Origin of the sequence: Flagellimonas aquimarina (genome assembly GCF_003149745.1) — a bacterium.
GTDB classification, from domain to species: Bacteria; Bacteroidota; Bacteroidia; order Flavobacteriales; family Flavobacteriaceae; genus Flagellimonas; species Flagellimonas aquimarina.
In genome coordinates, this window is sequence record NZ_QGEG01000001.1 from 1 (window position 1) to 19172 (window position 19172).

Annotated in this window: 18 protein-coding genes; 5 read left to right on the forward strand and 13 right to left on the reverse strand. The window is 37.4% G+C overall.

The window, feature by feature from the left end:
• The 5 genes from DKG77_RS00005 to DKG77_RS00025 all read right to left on the reverse strand — a co-directional run.
• Window positions 1-241, reverse strand: a 241-nt coding sequence (locus DKG77_RS00005) for a hypothetical protein (protein ID WP_133248391.1), incomplete at its 3' end; no start/stop codon positions are given.
• Window positions 242-394: 153 nt separating this feature from the next.
• Window positions 395-1276, reverse strand: coding sequence for an ACP S-malonyltransferase (gene fabD, locus DKG77_RS00010; RefSeq protein ID WP_109658983.1), 882 nt, complete (start codon window positions 1274-1276; stop codon window positions 395-397).
• A 51-nt stretch (window positions 1277-1327) separates the two neighbouring features.
• On the reverse strand, window positions 1328-1837 hold the full coding sequence (locus tag DKG77_RS00015) for a gamma carbonic anhydrase family protein (RefSeq protein ID WP_109658984.1): 510 nt from the start codon (window positions 1835-1837) through the stop codon (window positions 1328-1330).
• A gap of 15 nt (window positions 1838-1852) precedes the next feature.
• Window positions 1853-2584 carry a LytR/AlgR family response regulator transcription factor gene (locus tag DKG77_RS00020; protein ID WP_109658986.1) on the reverse strand — a complete coding sequence of 244 codons (732 nt, stop codon included), beginning with the start codon at window positions 2582-2584 and terminating at the stop codon, window positions 1853-1855.
• Window positions 2584-4791, reverse strand: coding sequence for a tetratricopeptide repeat-containing sensor histidine kinase (locus DKG77_RS00025; protein ID WP_109658988.1), 2208 nt, complete (start codon window positions 4789-4791; stop codon window positions 2584-2586). Before DKG77_RS00025 ends, DKG77_RS00020 begins: the two co-directional genes overlap by 1 nt.
• 209 nt (window positions 4792-5000) lie before the next feature.
• On the opposite strand from DKG77_RS00025, the gene DKG77_RS00030 reads away from it, so the two are divergent.
• Window positions 5001-6170, forward strand: a complete 1170-nt coding sequence (locus DKG77_RS00030; protein ID WP_109658990.1) for a vWA domain-containing protein — start codon at window positions 5001-5003, stop codon at window positions 6168-6170.
• Window positions 6171-6218: 48 nt separating this feature from the next.
• Here the strand turns inward: DKG77_RS00030 and DKG77_RS00035 are convergent, their stop codons facing one another.
• Complete coding sequence (locus DKG77_RS00035) at window positions 6219-7214, reverse strand: PorP/SprF family type IX secretion system membrane protein (RefSeq protein ID WP_109658992.1); 996 nt, start codon at window positions 7212-7214, stop codon at window positions 6219-6221.
• A 126-nt stretch (window positions 7215-7340) separates the two neighbouring features.
• On the opposite strand from DKG77_RS00035, the gene DKG77_RS00040 reads away from it, so the two are divergent.
• The 4 genes from DKG77_RS00040 to DKG77_RS00055 all read left to right on the forward strand — a co-directional run bounded on the left by DKG77_RS00040 (window position 7341) and on the right by DKG77_RS00055 (window position 11543).
• A complete protein-coding gene (locus DKG77_RS00040; RefSeq protein WP_109658994.1) occupies window positions 7341-8237 on the forward strand; it encodes a NifU family protein in 897 nt (298 codons plus the stop codon).
• Between the two features lie 70 nt (window positions 8238-8307).
• Window positions 8308-8508, forward strand: a complete 201-nt coding sequence (locus DKG77_RS00045) for a dodecin family protein (protein ID WP_109658996.1) — start codon at window positions 8308-8310, stop codon at window positions 8506-8508.
• 64 nt (window positions 8509-8572) lie between these two features.
• Window positions 8573-10681 (forward strand): thioredoxin domain-containing protein, encoded by a 2109-nt coding sequence (locus tag DKG77_RS00050; RefSeq protein ID WP_109661342.1) that lies wholly within the window; start codon window positions 8573-8575, stop codon window positions 10679-10681.
• Between the two features lie 40 nt (window positions 10682-10721).
• On the forward strand, window positions 10722-11543 hold the full coding sequence (locus DKG77_RS00055) for a mechanosensitive ion channel family protein (protein ID WP_109658997.1): 822 nt from the start codon (window positions 10722-10724) through the stop codon (window positions 11541-11543).
• On the opposite strand, the gene tsaB is transcribed toward DKG77_RS00055, so the two are convergent.
• The 7 genes from tsaB to DKG77_RS00090 form a co-directional block, all read right to left on the reverse strand.
• A complete protein-coding gene (tsaB, locus tag DKG77_RS00060) occupies window positions 11540-12217 on the reverse strand; it encodes a tRNA (adenosine(37)-N6)-threonylcarbamoyltransferase complex dimerization subunit type 1 TsaB (protein WP_109658999.1) in 678 nt (225 codons plus the stop codon). The two genes, DKG77_RS00055 and tsaB, sit on opposite strands and share 4 nt — an antisense overlap.
• A gap of 16 nt (window positions 12218-12233) precedes the next feature.
• Window positions 12234-13559: a TolC family protein gene (locus DKG77_RS00065; RefSeq protein WP_109659001.1), complete on the reverse strand. Its 1326-nt coding sequence runs from the start codon at window positions 13557-13559 to the stop codon at window positions 12234-12236.
• Between the two features lie 41 nt (window positions 13560-13600).
• Complete coding sequence (locus DKG77_RS00070) at window positions 13601-14713, reverse strand: efflux RND transporter periplasmic adaptor subunit (RefSeq protein ID WP_109659003.1); 1113 nt, start codon at window positions 14711-14713, stop codon at window positions 13601-13603.
• 38 nt (window positions 14714-14751) lie between these two features.
• Window positions 14752-16008: an ABC transporter permease gene (locus tag DKG77_RS00075; protein ID WP_109659005.1), complete on the reverse strand. Its 1257-nt coding sequence runs from the start codon at window positions 16006-16008 to the stop codon at window positions 14752-14754.
• Between the two features lie 2 nt (window positions 16009-16010).
• Entirely contained in the window at window positions 16011-17240 is a 1230-nt protein-coding gene (locus DKG77_RS00080) for an ABC transporter permease (protein WP_109659007.1), read from the reverse strand.
• A complete protein-coding gene (locus DKG77_RS00085) occupies window positions 17233-17934 on the reverse strand; it encodes an ABC transporter ATP-binding protein (RefSeq protein WP_109659009.1) in 702 nt (233 codons plus the stop codon). The genes DKG77_RS00080 and DKG77_RS00085 overlap by 8 nt, the downstream gene beginning before the upstream one ends.
• A gap of 97 nt (window positions 17935-18031) precedes the next feature.
• On the reverse strand, window positions 18032-19144 hold the full coding sequence (locus DKG77_RS00090) for an efflux RND transporter periplasmic adaptor subunit (RefSeq protein ID WP_109659011.1): 1113 nt from the start codon (window positions 19142-19144) through the stop codon (window positions 18032-18034).
• Window positions 19145-19172 lie beyond the last annotated feature (28 nt).

The following is a 19172-nucleotide window of genomic DNA, read 5'->3' on the forward strand; positions in this document are numbered from 1 at the left end:
CAGTGTTAACCGTGAAACCTATGTTGTTCGTGGCGTTACCACCACCGTCCACGCTCACCGTGAACACAAAGTTCGTCGTGCCAGCATCGCCCTCCGCCAAGGTGACGTCACTTATGCTGATGGGATCTTGTCCATACCCAAAACTAAAACCGAATATTATAAATGCTATAAAGAGTATTTTCTCTTTACCATAGTTAGAGAAAAATAAAAAAGAAGCTTTTTTTAAGAAGGGTAACATCACCTATTTAATGATTTTCGGTATAGTTCTCATTTTGGTTTTGGTCGGTGATTTGGGAAGAATCAATATTACTAAAAAATGAAGGAACCCCACAACTTTACAGACTAAATCTATCTTTCTTAGGTGAAATACCTTTGAGATCAGAAAAATCCTAATTTATATGACGCCGGAAGATGTTTCCACGCCAGAATCTATCTTTCTAACCAAGCCTTGCAATACTTTGCCGGGACCAACTTCAACAAAAGATTTGCCTCCATCTTTAATCATTTGTTGAACGCTCTGCGTCCATTTTACCGGAGCAGTAAGTTGCGAAATCAGATTAGCCTTGATTTCATCTGCACTTGTCACTGCCGTGGTTGGTACATTTTGATAGATTGGACAGATAGGAGTACTAAAATTTGTTGCTTCTATAGCAGCCGCCAATTCTTCTCTTGCAGGCTCCATTAAGGGTGAATGGAACGCTCCGCCAACGGGAAGTAATAAAGCTCTACGAGCTCCCGCTTCCTTTAGTTTTTCACAAGCTGCGTTTACAGCTTCAATCTCTCCTGAAATTACCAATTGACCTGGACAATTATAATTTGCGGGGACTACAATTCCATCTGTTTCTTGACATATTTTTTCTACCACCTCATCATCTAATCCTAAAACTGCGGCCATAGTGCTTGGTCGAATCTCGCACGCTTTTTGCATCGCCAAGGCTCTTTGCGAAACCAATTTTAATCCATCTTCAAAGTTTAATGTGCTATTGGCTACTAACGCGGAAAACTCACCTAAAGAATGACCAGCAACCATATCTGGTTTAAAATTCTCTCCAAGGACCTTACTCAAAATAACAGAATGCAAAAAAATAGCTGGCTGGGTTACTTTGGTCTGTTTTAAATCTTCTGGGGTTCCTTCAAACATAACATCTGTTATGGAGAAACCTAAAATATCATTTGCTTGTTCAAACAACTCTTGTGCTTGGTCATGGTTCTCGTAAAGATCTAAGCCCATTCCTACAAATTGAGCTCCTTGGCCTGGAAAAATATATGCGTTCATTAGTTTAGTTTTATAGCGGTGCTAAAATAGGAATAATTTAAATTGCCGATACTACTTGAACCAACTTGAATAGGTTACATAGGCATTTGCAATGCGGTCTATTTCTTCTGAACTCAGCTCTGGACTTACATCTTTTATTTTCTTAGCGGGCATTCCTGCATAAATGCTTCCTTCTTCAACATGAGTGCCTTTTGTAAGAACGGCTCCGGCCGCAATAATGGAATTGCTTTCCACAATACAATCGTCCATTATAATACTGCCCATACCAATTAATACATTGTCTTTTACGGTGCAGCCATGTACTATTGCATTGTGGCCAATGGAAACATTGTTACCAATTGTTGTTGGTGATTTTTGATAGGTACAATGAATAACAGCTCCATCTTGCACATTGACTTTGTTTCCCATTTTAATAAAATGCACATCCCCCCTGATCACTGCATTGTACCAAATGCTACATTGGTCTCCCATAGACACTTCTCCAACAATAGTAGCATTCTCGGCAATAAAACAATCATTTCCAATTTCTGGAGATTTTCCCCTTACTGATTTAAGTATCATAATCTTTAGTTGATTTTATTGAAAATAAGATAATAGCGCCGCCTTTTTAGATGCAGAAACGGATAGCTCTTTCCCATTTGACAGGACCACACTTCCTCCCTTTCCTCTTTTATATTTTACCACCTCTCCCACATTTACCAAGTATGATTTATGAATTCTGGCAAAGGCATATTCAGTGAGGGCCTCTTCAAAATATTTGAGTGTTTTGCTCACCATAATTTTCTTATGCTCTAGATATATTTCCGTGTAATTGTCATCGGCCTTACAAAAAAAGATATCCCCCACTTCCAAAACTTGAAAACCATCTTGCTGGGGCAAGGTTATCTTTCCTTCCGCTTTGATTGATTTAGCTTGTAACACTTGACCATCCAAGGCACTTTCTTTTTCTTTTATTTCCTTGACATAATCCACAGCTTTTATCAACACATCAATGTTTATTGGCTTCATTAAATAATATGCCGCATGGTTGTTCAGGGCATCCATGGCATACTGGTTGTAGGCCGTAACAAAGACTGTTTCAAAAGTTCTGTCGGGGACTTTATCAAGAAGATCAAAGGCATTACCAAAGGGCATTTCAACATCCAAGAATACTAAATCTGGTTGATGTTTTTGAATTAAACTTAATCCTTCATCTATGTTGGAAGCTTCACCCAATAGCTTTACACCATCACAATATTTGGCAATATAATTTCTTAATATCTCCCTACTGTTTGCCTCATCTTCTACTATAATAGTTCGTAATTCCATTAATCTTTTTTAAGCTTAAGGGATACTTTTGTTCCCGTTTGATCTTCATTCAAATTAGAAATTGAGACATCCACCTTGTTCTTATACATATCATTAAGAATTTGGATACGTTTTTTAATGTTTCCCATTCCCTTTGATTTTTGTTTCTTTTGATTATCCGTCTTTAATGCTGCCGACTTTTTCCTTCCAATTCCGTTATCTGCAATTGTTATTTCCAGTAGCTCTTTACTGATTTGGTTTACCGCTATCTTTAAAAAACCCTTTTCCTCTTTATAACGCAATCCATGCCAAATGGCATTTTCTATATAGGGTTGAAGAAGCATCGGAGGAATTTCAAAGGCATCAACATCTATCTTTCTGTCAATGTTGATTTCATAGTCAAATTTATCTGCAAAACGAGAATGTTCCAGCTTCACGTACAATTCCAACAACTCCAGCTCTCTAGATAGGGATATAAAATCTTCTTCGGAATTTTCCAATACACTTCGCATTAAAACCGAAAAATCACTCAGAAATCGATTTGCACTGCGCTCATCACTCTTTGCAATGTAATTGTTGACGGAATTGAGTGCATTAAAAATAAAATGAGGGTTCATTTGAGTACGCAACGACTTTAATGCCAACAGATTATTTGCCAATTTTTGCTGTTTGCTATTTCTATAGAACAAAAAAGTGGTAAGCGCCAACAACACCAACCCAAATATTAAGGAGTAAATAATCCATTTTTGTCTTTTGCTCGTTTCTTCGAACAATTGTTGTTCCGTTACCGCAAGACTGTACTTACTTTGGGACAACTGCCGCTCCTGTTCCAAACTGGATATGCGGTTTTGTTTGGTAGCTATCTCACGATTAAATCTAGCGGCCCTGGATATTTCCTGTTCTTTTCTAACATATAAGCTATCTACCACGGCAACATAGTCCTGGTAGGATTCCAATGATTTTGAAAAATCTCCTTTGTATCTATAAACTTCTGATAATTTTCTTGTAGCATCCTTTTGCACCACCAAATCATCTTCACTATCTGCTTCTACAATACTGCGCTCCAGATAGGGAATAGCTTCATCTAACTTATCTTGAGCGATATATGCATTGGCAATTTTGTAATTAATGCGTTGCGATGTTATGGAATCCGCGCTGGGAACGGCCTTACTTTCCCTATCAACTGATTGACTTGGGAGTTGTGACAATCCGCTTAGACTCTTTTTTCGAAGTTGAATCTCATCTTCATACCTATTCTCCTGATTGTAAAAATCGGCCACTTTCTCATTTTCCTTTATTAGTCTCTCAGGAGCCACCTTTTTTGAAAGATTCAGAGAATTGTTATAGAATCCTTCAGCTTCTATCAACCTATTTTCACTTGCGTATGCATCTGCAATTTTAGAGTTTAAGTCAATGACCTTTGGGGAAATTTGGTTCTTTTGGGCAATTTGAAGACCTTCCTGATAAAAATCAACCGCCTCTTTTAAACTGGACAAGCCTTTAAAGGCATCCCCCAAATTCTCATATAATTCAACCCGCTGAAAGGGAATCATATTCTTTAACTCTAACAATGGGGTGAGCACGGATTCTGCATTTTGAAACTCACCATTCAACACATATGCTTTGCCCAACAGTAACTTTGTTTTAGACAACTCCCTATGTTCCAGTGCATCCCTGAAGTTTGTAATGGCCAAATCATACTGTTTATGGTACAAATAGATTTCACCTAAAGTTGTCAATGAAGAAGAAAGTTCGTTTCTATTTCCTCGTTTGCCCAGTAGAGCTATGGACTGAGCAATAAAGTCTATACTCTTTTCCAAATCGGTTATTTTGTAAACATTGGCGGAATCTAGAAACTTCTGATGATTTGAAATACTCCTCGAGCTTGTACCTCTTTCTTTTTTTGAAACTCTTTTAGGTGAATAGCCCTCTACCAACACATCTACCTCTTCATCTGAAGTTATTCTATGCCGGACAGGTTCAAATTCCAAACTTTCAAAAATGAGCATATCCCCAATGGAAGCCCTAATTTTGAATTCACCCAGTCCATTGGTTGTTGTGTAGGAACCTTTATCCGTGGAAACCTCAACTCCAGAAATTGGGGCAAAGTTTTCCTTTCCTTTAACCGACCCTGTAATCTCTATAAGTGAACGTTCACTGCTTACTTGGGAAATTCCAGAATAAAACACGATCAGAAAGAAGAATAGTATGTGTTTTCCTTTTATCATTTGTTCCTTAATACTTAGGTAAACTTAGTTCATCTAAAGCGTATTAAAAAATAGCTTCTTCTTCAAAAGTTACCAAAAACAGTGTCGTTTTACCACTTTACAAAACCATTTGCACCGCACACTCATTATAAGTTCCAGTTCCCTCATTCTCGGTTTTTATTAAAAAAAGATGGAAATACTTTTAACCCATACTTTAAAAACATTGAACTATGAAACATTTAAAACATTTATTAGGAATAGCACTTTTTACCATAGCAGCCGGAACGGTTTACGGATGCAATTTAAAGCCAAGGGAATTTAAAAACACCACCTTGATGACAAAATCCATTGCAGACAAGCCAGCCAAGCAATTTGTAAAGATTGCTTTGCTCTTGGACACCAGTAACAGCATGGATGGTCTTATTAACCAAGCTAAGGCACAACTTTGGGATATTGTGAACGAATTTACACATGCTAAATGCGGAAATGAGGTTAGGCCTTCATTGCAAATAGCACTTTATGAATATGGTAATGACAATTTAGCTTCTAATGAAGGGTATATTAGACAAGTAATAGGTTTTAGTAGTGATTTGGATGAAATCTCTGAAAAGCTGTTTTCCTTGACCACCAATGGTGGTGAAGAATATTGCGGCCAGGTCATTCAAACCTCATTAAAACAATTGGACTGGGGTAAAAATGCGGATGATCTTAAAATGATATTTATTGCAGGAAATGAACCATTTACCCAGGGTAGGTTAAACTATAGAGATGCTACATCCAATGCCAAAGAAAAAGACATTATTGTAAACACTATTTTCTGCGGTAACTATGAGCAAGGAATTTCTACCAAATGGAAAAGCGGTGCTACACTAACTGGTGGCGAATACATGGCAATAGACCACAATAAGCAAATTGTGCACATTGACACTCCTTATGATGATATCATCATTAAGTTGAATGGTCAGTTGAATGGAACTTACATCTCTTATGGTGCTTTAGGCAGAGAGAAGAAAGCATTGCAAAGCGTTCAAGATAGCAATGCAGCTGAAATGGAACCTGCTGTTGCAGTAAAAAGGTCTATTAGCAAAAGTTCTAGGTTATACAAAAATTCCAATTGGGATTTGGTTGACGCCGTTGAGGACTCAGAAGAAGTGCTTGCAGAGTTGGATGATGAAGATCTACCAACAGAACTAAAGGGGAAATCTGAAAAAGAGATCAAGCAATATGTTCAGAGTAAAAAAATAGAACGTGAAAAAATACAAAAGCAGATTCAGGGCTTGAATACAAAACGTGAGGCCTACATTGCTAAAAACCAAAAAGAAGAAACTGGAGAATTGGAAAATGCCTTGTTGTCAGCAATAAAAAATCAAGCTGCTAAGAAAAATTATAAGTGGGATTAATTATTTGATTATGAGAAAAAGTGGTCCATCATTTTTGATGGGCCATTTTTAGTTATTGGCTGCAGGACAGTAGCAATCATAACGTTTACCTTGATCGCTCTGACCAAAGTCATATCCTAAGGTAATTTGATGAAAACCTCCATTATCAAAACGGATATCTCCAGATTGATAGGAATAGTTATAAGAGAACAAGAACTGGTTTACATTAACTCCAATTATTGGTGTAAACAGCTGCAAACGCTGCTCTCCAAAACCACCGTTTGTCTGAAACTGTGCTCCGTCAAAACTTCTACGGTAAGACAATCCGGCCCAAACTGTGCCAAAAGCTACATCCTTGTACACTTTTGCGTTGAAATCAATAGTTTTTTCCTTGGTAAAATCCGTCATTTGAAATAAAACCGAAGGTTCAATCCTAGTTTTTTTACCAAAAACGTATCCTGCAGAAAGTAAATATCTTCTCAAATTATCAAACTCGGCCGCGGTGTACAAATCACGTCCACTACCTAACAAGTTTAGGACAGCTGCATGGGCATAGAATTCAAAAATATTATATGATACTCCTAAATCCACATTAAAATAGCTTGTGGTATTTTTTGTTCCGGAAACCACCGGATCTGGTATTACAGATCTAAATTCTGTTTCATCCAAACTGCTTAATATAACACCGGCGCTAAGACCAAAGGATATTTGGTTAAGTGTTCTAAAATCTCCAGCCAATTGTAAATGATGGGCGTAAGTTGCTTTAAAACCTGTTTGGGAATGATACCCATTAGAGTCATTAAACAAGATGCCCCCAACACCACTGCGTTCGCCAACCCTAAAATTGGCGTTCAACGTCTGTAAACTTGGCGCTTCGTCAACATTGAACCATTGCTTCCTGGCGGTAAGGCGTATTTTTGCCCCTTCACTAATACCTGCCATTGAAGGGTATACCAAGTAATAGTTATCTGCTAAATAGTCAAAATAAACGGGAATTCCTTCTTGAGCCTTAGTAGTTAGTCCAAAAACTAGGGAAATGATCAGTAGGATTAAATAGCGTCTCATGTATTGATTATGGGGCTAAAGTTGAGATTTAAAGGTAATCAAACATTTAGATAACGACTGAAGCAGTACATTATTATATATTTCACCTCTCATGTTTACTTTGTATTTTTGCATTAAATATATGCTATGAAAGAATTTAACATCACTGTTGTTGATACCAACAACCCCAAAATACTGAAATTTGAGGCCAATCAATTCTTGGCAAAGGGTAACTATGAGTTAAAAAACATAGATGAAGCAAAGGGTTCCCCATTAGCTCAACAGCTGTTTTATCTTCCATTCGTAAAAACGGTTTACATCTCAGGAAATTTTATAGCTCTTGAACGATTTGATATTGTTGAATGGGATGATGTAAAAGATGAAGTTGCACAACAATTGGTTGAGTATTTAAACGCTGGAGAACCTGTGGTGAATGAAGCAGAAACTCAAAAAAAACAACCTATTACCGTATACGCAGAAGTTACTCCCAACCCTGCTGTAATGAAGTTTGTTTCCAACAAGAAGATAGTGCCCACAACATACGAATTTAAAAATATCGATGACGCAAAGGATTCGCAATTGGCCAAAGAACTCTTCCATTTTCCTTTTGTAAAAGAGGTGTTTTTTGATGAAAACTATGTTTCTGTTTCAAAATACGAAGTGGCTGATTGGGAAGAGATAACCATGCAACTACGAGAGTTTATCAGGGATTTTTTAGCGGATGGAAAGGAAGTAGTTTCGCAAGATGCGATACAAAAGACAAAAGAAGTCATTGAGCAAAATATGGCACAGACCAATTACGATGATACTTCCCAACAAATTATTGACATTTTGGAAGAATATGTAAAACCAGCTGTTGCCAGCGATGGAGGCAATATTCTTTTTCAGTCCTACCAAGAAGACAGTAAAACTGTAAATGTAATTTTACAAGGTGCTTGCAGTGGCTGTCCATCTTCTACTTTCACCTTGAAAAATGGCATCGAAACCATGTTAAAAAACATGATGGGAGATAAGGTAAATGAGGTAGTCGCACTTAATGGTTAATTTTCAATCGCACCTACCTTTAATTGTAGCCAATTTTTGCTAACTTGAATAAATTTAAAAATCATTAACTATGTCAGTTTTAAAAGTTATCGAAGTATTAGCAAACTCGGATGAAAGCTGGGAGCAAGCTGCAAAAAATGCACTGGACCATGCTTCCAAGTCTGTTAAAAATATTCGTTCGGTTTATATCAACGAACAAAGTGCCTCTGTAAAAGATGGCAAAATAGACGATTATAGAGTCAATGTAAAAATTACCTTTGAAGTAAAATAATCAAGGGTGTAGAATAAAAAACGCGCCCAAAACGGGCGCTTTTTTTATGTTCAAAACTATCAATATGCTCAACAGAATTACCATTTTAATGGTTTTATTGTCTTTAACCAATGGTTGCACGCAAAAATCAAATAAAGTGACACACAAACACACCAATGCTCTAGCAAACGAGACCAGTCCTTATCTCTTGCAGCATGCACACAACCCGGTAAATTGGGAAGCATGGAAACCAGAAGTTTTGGAACGTGCCAAGAAAGAAGATAAGCCGCTACTTATAAGCATTGGGTATGCAGCTTGCCATTGGTGCCATGTAATGGAAAAAGAGTGTTTTGAAGATGAGGAAGTTGCACAAATGATGAACGATAATTTCATCAACATCAAAATTGATAGAGAGGAAAGACCAGATGTAGACCAAATCTATATGGATGCCATACAGATGATGTCCGGAAATGGTGGATGGCCACTAAATATTGTTGCCTTACCAGATGGAAGACCATTCTGGGGCGCAACCTACGTACCAAAAGACAATTGGATTAAATCCTTGAAACAGCTTACAGATTTATATAAAAACGATAAAACCAAAATTGTACAATATGCCAGTGATTTGGCAAACGGGATCAATGCAATAAATCTTGTTGAAAACAAAGCAGATTCCGACGCCTACACAATGGCTCAACTTGATACTTCCGTAGAAAAATGGTCAAAATATTTTGATAGTTATTTAGGCGGATACAAACGGGCACCTAAATTTATGATGCCGAATAATTGGGATTTTCTTTTGCACTATGCTACTGCTAATTCCAAACCCAAGATCATGGAACATGTAAATGCCACTCTAACCCGGATGGCCTATGGTGGTGTCTACGACCATGTAGGCGGTGGATTTTCCAGATATGCCGTGGATGCCAAATGGCATGTACCACACTTTGAAAAAATGTTATATGACAATGGCCAATTAGCCAGCTTGTATGCCAAAGCCTACGCAGTAACCAAAAATGAATTGTACAAAACAATAGTAGAGCAGACCATAGGTTTTGTTGAGGAAGAACTACTTGACGAAAATGGAGGTTTTTATTCCTCTTTGGATGCTGACAGTTTGGATGAACATGGGGAACTGGAAGAAGGAGCTTATTATGTTTGGACAAAGGATGAACTATCTCAGTTATTGGGTTCTGATTTTGAAATCTTCAAAGATTACTACAACATAAATTCTTATGGCCTTTGGGAAAAGGGAAACTATGTTCTTATCAAGGATAAAACAGATGAAGAGATTGCAAAAAAACACAATGTTTCGGTATCTGCCTTAAACGAAAAATTGAATAATTCCCTCAACATATTAAAAGAAAAAAGAACAGAACGCTCCAAGCCCAGATTAGACGATAAAATACTTACCTCTTGGAACGGACTAATGTTGAAGGGTTTGGTAGATGCCTACCGTTACTTGGGTAACCAAGACTATCTAGAATTGGCACTGAAAAACGCAAAGTTCCTGGAAAAGGAAATGATCAAAGATGATAATTCTCTTTTTCGCAACCACAAGGAAGGCAATAGCAGTATAAATGCATTTTTGGAGGACTATGCTACTGTTATTGAAGCCTACCTAGCACTTTATGAAGTTACTTTTGATGAAAAGTGGCTTAATCATTCCAAAAATCTTTTGGACTATGCAAAAACTCACTTTTTAGACAAAGAATCAAAAATGTTCTTTTTCACATCAGACCAAGATGCCTCTCTTATTAGAAGAAGTATAGAAACCAATGACAATGTCATCTCTGCTTCCAATTCCATAATGGCAAAAAATCTCTTAAAGTTCCATAAGTTATATACAGAGGAAGACTACGGGGTTCTGGCCAAACAAATGGTGAAAAACGTACAGGGAGATTTTGATGAAAGCGCTCAGGGTTTTGCCAATTGGATGCATTTGGTACTTTATGAAAATCAAAAGTTTTATGAAATAGCGGTTGTAGGCAAAAACTACAAGGCCATTGGAAAAAAATTGAGCGGTGAGTATTTGCCCAATAGCATTTTGGTCGGATCAGAAAAAGAAGGTGGCATAGACCTGTTAAAAAATAGATATAATGAAGGAGAAACTCTGGTCTATGTCTGTATAGAAGGAGCTTGTAAACTACCGGTAACCTCAACCGAAGAAGTGCTGGAGCAAATAAAAAATTAATGAGAATCTCAAAATCATTTACTTCTCACTAAAAGCAGTTATGGAAAATCTTCAAAATTTTGAACAACATTTAGAGAAGGCCATAGATTGGTTTTGGGATTTTATGCCAAACCTTGTACTGGCTGTTATCATATTATTTTTTGGTTTATGGATCATACGTTTTATCAATCGTTTGGTCCGTAGATTTTTTGATCGTAAAGACTACGATCTTACCTTAGAAAGTTTTTTACAAAGTTTTATAAGTATTGCATTAAAGGTTCTACTTTTTGTAGTGGTTGTGACCCAGTTAGGAGTGAAATCGTCTTCTCTAGTTGCCATGGTAGGTGCAGCTGGTCTGGCTATTGGTCTGGCATTACAAGGTTCTTTGGCAAATTTTGCCGGTGGCGTTTTGATTTTACTTTTTAAACCTTTTAAAGTTGGAGATTTTATTTCCGCACAAGGAATAGATGGTACGGTAAAGCAAATTACCATCTTTAGCACCAAACTGAACACCTTTGGCAATCAGGTGGCCATTATACCCAACGGACAGCTTTCCAATGGAAGTATTGTGAATTATAATATGGAAGACACCCGTAGGGATAAATTTGATGTTGGAATTGGCTATGGCTCCAATATAAAACTGGCCAAGGAAATTCTATTGCAAATTTGCGCCGAAAACACTGATATATTAACCGAGCCCGCGCCAGAGGTATATGTTGGTGAATTGGGAGATAGCTCTGTGAATCTTACCTTACGTTTTTGGGCAAGCAATGAAGTTTTTTGGCCTGCACATTTCCAAGTAATTGAAGAAACCAAACTTCGTTTTGATCAAGCCGGAATCGAGATTCCATTTCCACAGAGGGTCGTTCACGATGCAGATTAACCGTTCTTCTTGCCTTGAAGGACAAAATCCTTTAGGTAATAGGGCTCAAAATAAGCTACATCTTCAAAAATACCTTCTTGAAATTTTCGGAAAGCAATGTTTGCCATTTCTCTGGCTGATGGAACCACTGTGGTATTAAAAACAAAATTGGGATGGCGTAAGGTTTCTTTGCACTTTTCTGCCCCACTACCAACAATGTATACCTTAGGATGGGAACTAAATCCCTTAAACGAATCCTCATCAATGATTTCCGCTCTGGTCTCACGTACTTCTTGATAAAAGGAATTAAACACGGAAGAATACACTTCCATGCGCCTTGCATCCAGCACCGGAATGATTATTTCTCCTTCAGATGTATCAACTTGATTTGCCATACTCTCCAAAGTAGGGACAGAAATTAGCGGCAAATCCAAGGAAAAACACAGTCCCTTTGCGGCAGAAACCCCAATTCGAAGCCCCGTATAAGAACCAGGCCCCTTGCTTATTGCAATAGCATCCAAATCTGAAAAAGAAAAAGAAGCCTCTTCCAAGACTTCTTTTATAAAAATGTGCAATTGTTCAGAATGAGAATAGCTTACTGCATTATTCTCTTTAAGACATACAATGTCACTTCCTTCTGAAATACTTACCGAACAATTGGTCGTTGCTGTTTCTAAATTGAGTATTCTGGCCATAGCGGCCACAAAGATACTAGTTTAGAGAAATTGGAATGCCAAAGTAGAACTCCAAAATCTTCAATCTAAAAATATAATCGTATTTAGTACGAATTACGTCTGCCTCAGCATTATCCACTCTTGACTGTGCCTGACTAAAATCAAAGGCATTCATCAACCCAACATTAAATCTTTCTCTAGCATAATCATAGGCCAATCTGCGCGCCTCCAGCGTCTTTTCTGCTGCCTCATACGCCTTAAAAAAAGAGGTGACATCTACGTAAGCTTGATTAATGTTAGTTTCCAACTCCAGTTTTTGCTGTTCTAACTGAACTTTTGAAATATCTACGCTAATTTTGGCCCTTTTTACATTATTTCTAGTACTCCACCCGTTAAAAATGGGCACATTCAGTTGAGCTCCATAAGAGATTCCATCAAAAATATACAATTGGTCAAAAAAGCTGCCAAAAATGTTATTCTGATCAGAATAACGGGTATTATAATTGAAGAATCCCACCAAGGTCGGATACCTAGCCCCTTTGGCTATCTCTAAATCTTTTTCGGACAGTTCCACATTACTTTCCGAAAACTTAATGTCATTTCTAAAACCCAATGCTTTGTCAAATATGACCTTGGCCGAATTGCTAAGTATATCCGATATTGGAATTGCAAAAGATTCTTCGGCTATGTCAAAATTTTCATAATCCGTAATCTGTAACAACTGCGCCAAACTAATTGTAGAAATGAGCACTAGACTTTCCCCATTTACTACTTGCTGTTCCTGGTTGGCAGCAGTGGCTTCAATCTCCAGTAAATCTCCTCTAGGAGAAACTCCAGATTCCACCAACTCTTTAGTACGTTTTAAGTCTTGCTCGGTAACTGCCAATTGAGCCCTAAATGTCTTTAGCTGTTCTTTGTTGGATAAAACCTGTAGGTATGCATTGGCCACGTTCAACCGAATATCGTCTTTTATATCATCTACGCGATATTGGTTGGCAATTCCGTTAAGTTTTGCTCTTTGAATTCTTTTAAAGTTCCGAAGTCCATCGAATAAAACTAAATTGGACGTTAGATTGGCGCTAACATTTAAAATGGTATTCGTAGTAGGCTCATTGGTCGCAGGGTTAAATGATAGACCCGTATTTGACGATATTGTTGTTGACCCATTTAAATCTGGGATCAATGCTCCTATTGCATCAGATTCATCCAACCTGGCATTTTCTAAATCCAGTTCAAACTGCTTTATTGTAAGATTGTTTTCTACCGCATAGGTAACACATTCCTCTAATGTCCATTTTCGCATTTGGGCGCTAGATATGCATACCGCAAGCAGCAATAGTAAAATTGTTAGTCTACTTTTCATCTCGTTTTTTGATTTTTTGATTGATATAATTGGTTGGCTTATTAATCCTCCGAATCATCCTTCTTCTCCAATTTGTTCCATACTTTAACTTTTGCACCTTCCTCAAGTCCTGAAACCACTTCTACATCTATTCCATCACTAACACCCAATTCCAAGTCTTTGCGCTCGAATTCATTCTCGCCTATTTCTATTTCAACAAATGGCTTTTCTGTTTCTTTGTCAAATTGCAATAAGGCCTCTTTAAGTGTTAGAACATCCTTTTTTTCTTCTAGTACAATTGATGCGTTGGCACTATATCCAGCTCTAACATATATACTATCGTTAACCACTAGATCGCCCTCAATTTTAAACTGTACGGCACCTTCTGTCTCTACTCCTTTTGGAGCAATAAATTTGAGTTTAGCATTAAACTTGTTTTTTTCCAACGCTCCCAAACTAATTTCCAATGGCATTCCAATATTCAACTTGCCAACTTCCGCTTCATCAACTTCACCTTCAAAAATCATTTTGGTCATATCTGCTATCGTAGCAATTGTGGTACCATCATTGAAATTATTACTTTGAATTACCTGATCGCCTTCTTTAACAGGGATTTCCAAAACTGTTCCTGAAACCGTTGCTCTAATATTGGTGTTTGCACTTGATGACCCACCTGCAGAACCTTTACGGATAATTTGATAATCTGCACGAGCATTCTTTAATTCTTGTTGAGCCTGATCAAAGGTCAACTGCTGAGTATTAAAATCTTGGCTAGCAATAACACCTTTTTCAAACAAGGCTTTATTTCTATTATACTCAATCTTTGCATTGTTTAATGCCAGTTCTGCATTCCGAACACGGCCCGCTGCTTGGTTTAATGATTGCTCGTTGGGAACAACTTTTATAGATGCAATCAAATCTCCAGCTTTAACATCAACACCTTCTTCCAGATATATATTATCTATAATTCCAGAAATTTGTGGCTTTATATTGATTTCATCTTCTGGAATTACTTTACCCGTTACAATTACTTTGTTTACAATGTCTTTCTTTTCTAAAGATTCTGTTTTATATAATTGGGCCGGAGTACTATTTTGTTTAAGGAAATACACAATTGCATATAAGATTCCAAGACTAAGGACTCCTATTATTCCGTATTTTACATACTTGTTCATTATAGCTTATTTGATTGTTATCTAATTATTATTTTTGGTTATTCTTCTCGTAATGCTTCTATGGGTCTAACTTTTACCGCTTTATTTGCCGGAATCAATCCTATCAATACACTAAGACTTACCATCAAAAGGAATGAGATTCCAAATTGAGGTATGCTTACCATAGGGTTAACAAACGGGAAATCTTCACCGCTTCCCCATAAAGAGTTTAAAATTGCCAGAATACCCACTGAAATAGCAAACCCTATAAGTCCTGCAAAAGCCGTCAAAACAATAGCTTCAACAATAATTTGACGTTTCACGGTCCTTGGAGTGGCACCCAATGCTCTTCGCACTCCAATTTCCTTAGTGCGTTCCTTAACTGTAATTAACAGAATATTACTTATAGCAATAACTCCTGCCAATAGGGTAAATATGCCCACAAAGAAGGAAAACCCTTTAAGTACTCCTGTAAATGCTGAGATATTGTTGAAGATTTCGGACATATCAAAGCTACCTATGGCCCTTTCATCATCTGGATGTATATCGTATTTTGTCTTTAGTATCTTCTTTATTTTGTTTTCGACAACAGGAACCTTTGTATTAGGTTCCACCGAAATAGCCATCCATCCCATGCGGTCTCCCGTGTTAAATGCTTTTTGAAAGGTGGTAAAAGGAATAAAAACTGCATTTTCGCCATCAATATTTATGTTATTGTTTGGCTTGTAAACTCCCACCACAGAAAAGAATACGCCATTGATTCGGATATCCGAACCTATAGCATTTTCCCCTTTGTCAAATAACAATTTATAGGTTTCTTCCCCTATTACACATATTTTTTTGGAATCTTCTATATCAGTTTTGTTCAAAAACCTGCCCTCAACCAATTTCTTTTTGGTGATGTTATCAATTTCAGGATAATCCCCATAAACAGATGAGCCACTAGTCCTGCCTTCTCTGTAAACCGTAACCGTTTGTCTATGACTTCCCAGTTCTATTCTAGGGGCCAAAACTTCAATCTCAGGTATTTGTTTTTTGAGAATTTCAGCATCTTCAATCTTATAGCGTATTCTTCTACCCCTTTCAAAACCCTTATATGGTTCTGAAGTAGATTGTCCCCAAACAAATAAGCTATTTGAAGCGGTACCAGCAAAAACTTTATCAAAACCGTTACTCATTCCATTAGCTGAGCCTAGTAACAATATCAAAATAATCATAGCGAAAATGACCCCCAGCATTGTCAAAAACGTGCGGAACATGTTCTTTCCCAACGTGTGGAAAATTTCTACCCATAAATCTTTATCAAACAACCACATACTTACTTATCGCTTAATGCTACAATTGGTTTAACATTTGCTGCCTTAATTGCAGGTATCAAACCTGCTAAAACCCCAGCAACAATTAAAATGATTGTCGCTGTAATAACCGTGGACAGACTGACTGAAGGGTTACTAAATGCCGGGGTATTTATTGTGGGACCGATTAGGGATAAAATTATCCAGGCGAAAATTAAACCGATAAACCCAGATAGTGCGGTTATAAATGTAGACTCTAAAAGCACTAAATTGATTATCTGTTTAGGCATAGCCCCCAAAGCTTTCCTCACACCAATTTCCTTTGTTCTTTCTTTAATGGTAAAAACCATAATATTACCAATACCAACGATTCCAGCTATCAATATCAAAAAGCCCACGCCAATACTGATTGCATTTAAGACTGATGAAAAACTGCTAATGTTATCAAAGGCTTCTGCGTAGTTCCAAACATTTATTCCGGCTTGATCTTCAGGCGATATCTTGTGTCTCCTTTTCATAATATCCTCTAGACGTTGCGAAAATTCAAGTGCTTCCGTTAAATCATATGAAGAATTATAGGTTAATGCTATTTGATTAATGTTATTGGTATTTCCATAATTGCGCTGAAGTGTGGTTATTGGGGCATAAATACGGCGTTCCGCATTGTCATCACCTTCATCGGTGAATATTCCAATTATTCTAAAAGGAAGTCCATTAAATTCAACAAATTTTCCAACAGCATCTTCTTTATTGAATAGGTCTTCTTTTACTTTTCTTCCTATGATAGCAACTTTAGCCTTATTTAAAACATCGATATTATTAAAATACCTCCCCTTGGTTATTATTGTCTTTTCAATAACCTGAAAATCAGCATGCACCCCCTGAAAAGGGTATGAACCCGTCTCGCTTTTGTATCTAGCGTTTGTATTAGCAAAATACCTTGCACTAATTTGCTCTATCTCCTTTGGAAAACTCTGTTTAATATATTGGTAATCATCATTTTCAAACTGAATACGGCGGTCTTTTTCAAAACCAGCATAGGCCTTAGAAGTTGTACCTGGCCTTACAAAAATGGTATTTGTAGCATCATCATTAAACTGATTGGTAAAACCGTTTTGCATACCATTGACTGATGCCAATAGCATAACAAGAATAAAGATTGCCCAACCCACGGAAAAACCGGTCAAAAAAGTCCTAAGCTTATTATTCTTAAGCGTATGAAATATCTCTTGCCAAATATCCCGATCAAACATATTGTTCTGCCCTAACTTGTTCTATCTTTTTATCTTCCACTATAACACCATCTTTAAGGTGTACAATCCTTTTACACATATGGGCGATATCCTCCTCATGGGTGACTACCAGAATAGTATTGCCATCATCATTAATTTTCTGGATTAAATCCATAACCTCATAAGACGTTTTACTATCCAGGGCACCTGTTGGCTCATCTGCCAAAAGCACCTTAGGTTCCGCAGCCATAGCACGCGCAATTGCAACCCGCTGTTTTTGTCCACCGGATAGCTCGCTTGGTAAATGTGTTGCCCACTCTTTTAACCCAACTCTATCTAAATAATTCAATGCTTTCTCTTGGCGTTCCTTCCTTGCTACCTTTTGATAATATAATGGAAGGGCTACATTCTCAAGAGCAGATTTATAATTAATAAGATTAAATGATTGAAAAACAAAACCTAAAAATTTGTTTCGGTATTGGGCAGCTTTTGTTTCAGTCAAGTCTTTGATAGGAACACCATCTAAAATATACTCACCGCTATCTGCCCCATCCAGCATGCCTAAAATATTAAGCAAGGTGGATTTTCCTGACCCAGAAGACCCCATAATGGCCACAAGCTCTCCTGCTTCTGCCGTAAAATTGATTCCCTTTAAAACATGAAGGGAATTGCTTCCCATTTTATAGGATTTGTGAAGATCTTTGATTTCTATCATGATTGGTGATGTTAGCTATCTGGCATATTAACTCCTGTAATAAGACTTACAAGTTGTTAAAATGTTACAAGATTAATTGAAATTTTATGTTAAATGATTAATTGGCGTTTTCTTCGTCTTCTATTGCATTCCAGACTTTGATCTTTGCTTCCGCATCGAGGCCTGATTTTACCTCTACAAAAATACCATCGCTTATGCCCAATTCTATATCCTTGCGCTCAAATTGTTGTTCTGACGTTTCTATTTCAACAAATGGTTTTTTGGTTTCACCGTCAAACTGGACAAGAGCTTCTTTTAGGGCCAAAACACTATCGGCGCGGGCTAAAATAATGGAGGCGTTTGCACTAAGACCTGCGCGTATGAATACAGAATCCTGCTTCTTCAATGTTCCTTTTATTTCAAATTGTATAGCTCCATTTTCCTCTTTCCCTTTTGGTGCAATGTAATCCAGTACCGCATTAAATACTTGATCTTCAATAGCCCCTACCGTAATCTCTAAAGGCAAATCTTCCTTGATTTTCCCCACTTCGGATTCATCTACCTTACCCTCAAAAATCATTTTTTCCACATCCGCAATGGCCGCAATCGTAGTTCCCTCATTAAAATTGTTGCTTTCGATTACCTGATTTCCCACTTCAACAGGAACTTCGAGCACCATACCACTTACAGTAGAGCGAATCAATGTATTGGCTGCATTTCTAAAACCACTTGTGGTTCCTGTGTTCACAATATCAAAACGCTTGTTCGCCGCTCCATACGACTGCTTTGCCTGATCGTAGGTTACTTGGGCACGTTCCAAATCTGCTTTTGAAATTACACCTTTGTTAAAAAGTGTCAACTGACGTTCATAGTTTCTTTTCTGATCATCTAAATTGATTTTAGCCTCATCAATGCTATTCCTAGCATCATTTAATGCATTTAGATTAGGCACGACCTTAATCTTGGCCAACAGATCTCCGGATTTAACATAGTCTCCGCCTTCCACATATATTTCTTCTATGACACCAGAAATGTTTGGTTTGATCAGCACCTCTTCCAAAGGAAGAATACTACCGGTCGCAACGGCTTTTTTTACAATATTTTGTTTGCTAAGTTTTTCTGTCTCATATACTACTGGGTCTTCTGAGTTCTTTTGGTACAAATAATACATTGAGCCCCCGAATACTACAACGATGAGCAACAGAATGATAATGGTTACTGACTTTTTCATTTTGATTGATATAGTTTATTTTGACTGA

Coding starts and splice junctions, on each gene's coding strand:
- fabD (WP_109658983.1), bottom strand. CDS start 1,276: ATGAACGCATATATTTTTCCAGGCCAAGGAGCTCAATTTGTAGGAATG.
- DKG77_RS00015 (WP_109658984.1), bottom strand. CDS start 1,837: ATGATACTTAAATCAGTAAGGGGAAAATCTCCAGAAATTGGAAATGAT.
- DKG77_RS00020 (WP_109658986.1), bottom strand. CDS start 2,584: ATGGAATTACGAACTATTATAGTAGAAGATGAGGCAAACAGTAGGGAG.
- DKG77_RS00025 (WP_109658988.1), bottom strand. CDS start 4,791: ATGATAAAAGGAAAACACATACTATTCTTCTTTCTGATCGTGTTTTAT.
- DKG77_RS00030 (WP_109658990.1), top strand. CDS start 5,001: ATGAAACATTTAAAACATTTATTAGGAATAGCACTTTTTACCATAGCA.
- DKG77_RS00035 (WP_109658992.1), bottom strand. CDS start 7,214: ATGAGACGCTATTTAATCCTACTGATCATTTCCCTAGTTTTTGGACTA.
- DKG77_RS00040 (WP_109658994.1), top strand. CDS start 7,341: ATGAAAGAATTTAACATCACTGTTGTTGATACCAACAACCCCAAAATA.
- DKG77_RS00045 (WP_109658996.1), top strand. CDS start 8,308: ATGTCAGTTTTAAAAGTTATCGAAGTATTAGCAAACTCGGATGAAAGC.
- DKG77_RS00050 (WP_109661342.1), top strand. CDS start 8,573: ATGCTCAACAGAATTACCATTTTAATGGTTTTATTGTCTTTAACCAAT.
- DKG77_RS00055 (WP_109658997.1), top strand. CDS start 10,722: ATGGAAAATCTTCAAAATTTTGAACAACATTTAGAGAAGGCCATAGAT.
- tsaB (WP_109658999.1), bottom strand. CDS start 12,217: ATGGCCAGAATACTCAATTTAGAAACAGCAACGACCAATTGTTCGGTA.
- DKG77_RS00065 (WP_109659001.1), bottom strand. CDS start 13,559: ATGAAAAGTAGACTAACAATTTTACTATTGCTGCTTGCGGTATGCATA.
- DKG77_RS00070 (WP_109659003.1), bottom strand. CDS start 14,713: ATGAACAAGTATGTAAAATACGGAATAATAGGAGTCCTTAGTCTTGGA.
- DKG77_RS00075 (WP_109659005.1), bottom strand. CDS start 16,008: ATGTGGTTGTTTGATAAAGATTTATGGGTAGAAATTTTCCACACGTTG.
- DKG77_RS00080 (WP_109659007.1), bottom strand. CDS start 17,240: ATGTTTGATCGGGATATTTGGCAAGAGATATTTCATACGCTTAAGAAT.
- DKG77_RS00085 (WP_109659009.1), bottom strand. CDS start 17,934: ATGATAGAAATCAAAGATCTTCACAAATCCTATAAAATGGGAAGCAAT.
- DKG77_RS00090 (WP_109659011.1), bottom strand. CDS start 19,144: ATGAAAAAGTCAGTAACCATTATCATTCTGTTGCTCATCGTTGTAGTA.